Annotated in this window: 3 protein-coding genes; 2 read left to right on the forward strand and 1 reads right to left on the reverse strand. The window is 40.0% G+C overall.

Annotated elements, in window-relative coordinates; translation table 11 throughout:
- Positions 1-3: 3 nt before the first annotated feature.
- Complete coding sequence (locus B0181_RS11790) at positions 4-231, reverse strand: helix-turn-helix domain-containing protein (RefSeq protein WP_078277675.1); 228 nt, start codon at positions 229-231, stop codon at positions 4-6.
- Between the two features lie 146 nt (positions 232-377).
- On the opposite strand from B0181_RS11790, the gene B0181_RS11795 reads away from it, so the two are divergent.
- Both B0181_RS11795 and B0181_RS11800 read left to right on the forward strand, forming a co-directional pair.
- The gene (locus B0181_RS11795) at positions 378-1,082 is read left to right on the forward strand and encodes a S24 family peptidase (protein ID WP_078277676.1); all 705 of its coding nucleotides are present in this window, start codon (positions 378-380) and stop codon (positions 1,080-1,082) included.
- A 10-nt stretch (positions 1,083-1,092) separates the two neighbouring features.
- Positions 1,093-1,281 carry a hypothetical protein gene (locus B0181_RS11800; RefSeq protein WP_078277677.1) on the forward strand — a complete coding sequence of 63 codons (189 nt, stop codon included), beginning with the start codon at positions 1,093-1,095 and terminating at the stop codon, positions 1,279-1,281.
- Positions 1,282-1,661 lie beyond the last annotated feature (380 nt).

Below are 1,661 nucleotides of genomic sequence, written 5' to 3' on the forward strand. Positions count from 1 at the left end.
CCCCTAGTTTGCGCTAGGGGTTTTTTGTAATAGTTGCTCTTGCGTAAAAGCCCCATTGCTTAATCTTGCCAATGTGGCTGCGTACTGTGTCTCGCCTATGTAATCCGTGTAAGGCAAACGACCTTTCTTTTCCCATTTTGCTACAGAAACATAGGTAAGCCCAAAAATATCAGCTACTTTTTTTCTGCCACCAAAATGATTAATAACTTCCGAAATGATGTTTTTACTCATAACCAAATATCTAATGATAAAAATAAACCATATTAAACCATAAGTTTACAAACAAGTAAAGTAAAAAATTAAACTCTAGGTTGCTTTATTTTTCCCTAAAAATATTTTATATTTATACCGTTGGTATAATTTAAGGGGATACATCTATGTCCGATTTGGCAACTAGACTTGAGCAAGCAATATTTGACCATGCAGATTTAAATTGGTCTAAAGCAGCAACATTATTGGATTTGTCCCCTCAAGCTGCTACAAAATGGAAGAAGGGTCAAATCAGCAGAAGTACGCTGCAAAGATTGGCTGACTTAACTCGTGTCAATTATTCTTGGCTCGCCACCGGCGAAGGCGAGATGACATCCAAGCCTAGCATTGGCGAGTTGCAAGATAAAATCGATGCCATTATGGATAAGGAACAAGGGCAGCTTGTCAAAAAAGATGTGTTAAGTGCAGCCAATCCAGTGCCTGTAATTTCATGGGTTGCTGCAGGTGCTTGGAGCGAAACCAATACAGTTACCGTAGATGACGCTTTTGACTGGTTGCCACGACCTTATAATCTTTCAAAAGATGGTTTCGCTTTACAAGTGCGAGGTGAAAGCATGTTGCCTGAATTTCGCCCCAATGATTATATTTTTGTTGAGCCAGCATTTCCTGTATGGGATTTGAAAAATGGCGATTTGGTCGTTGTGCAAGAAAGCGATAAAAACGAAGCGACGTTTAAGCAGTTGGTGCTGGGCGAAACAACCGAAGATATGTATCTAAAGCCACTAAACCCAGACTGGCACGAACAAAAAATGTTGCCAAAAAGCGAATGGGTTTTGGTAGGAAAAGTTGTAGGCAAATGGGTTAAATACTAGGAGTAACTAGATGACCATCGAAACAATCATTGAAAAAATCAACACACATGCGGAACTAAACCAAGGTTTACAACTGTCTGCCGAAGAGGTGAAGGTATTGTCAAAGAGTGTTGGCAAATTACGATTTGTTCCTGTTTTTAAAATGGACGATGTAGAAGGTGTCAATAAATACCTTGAGAAGCAAAGAAGGTCTCGTTGATTTAGCATGGAGGTTTGGCAATGTGGAATTTAAGCCTGATAGCCCCTGATATTTTAGGGGCTTTTTTAATTTTTACCTGACACCCTTACAGCCCTTGCACTGTAAGGGTTTTGTTATGCCTGACACCCACCTGACACCCTGACACCCTTGACAAATATAAAAATATAGTTTACCCCCTCTTGATTACATAGCTCACGATTGCTATTATAGTCATATCAACCAATAAGGAGTTAAGCCTATGAAACGTTTTACAGATGGCTGGGATGGCAATGATTAGCCAAGCGCCTTATGATGTCTTTGCCGTTGCTGATGCTATCTTGAAAATAACAAAAGAGCGTGGCAGGCAGCTCACACCCATGCAGTTAGTAAAACTGACTTAT

Source organism: Moraxella caviae, assembly GCF_002014985.1.
GTDB lineage: Bacteria > Pseudomonadota > Gammaproteobacteria > Pseudomonadales > Moraxellaceae > Moraxella > Moraxella caviae.

Excerpts from the sequence above, each read along its gene's own strand:
- B0181_RS11790 (WP_078277675.1), bottom strand. The coding sequence starts at position 231 with ATGAGTAAAAACATCATTTCGGAAGTTATTAATCATTTTGGTGGCAGA.
- B0181_RS11795 (WP_078277676.1), top strand. The coding sequence starts at position 378 with ATGTCCGATTTGGCAACTAGACTTGAGCAAGCAATATTTGACCATGCA.
- B0181_RS11800 (WP_078277677.1), top strand. The coding sequence starts at position 1,093 with ATGACCATCGAAACAATCATTGAAAAAATCAACACACATGCGGAACTA.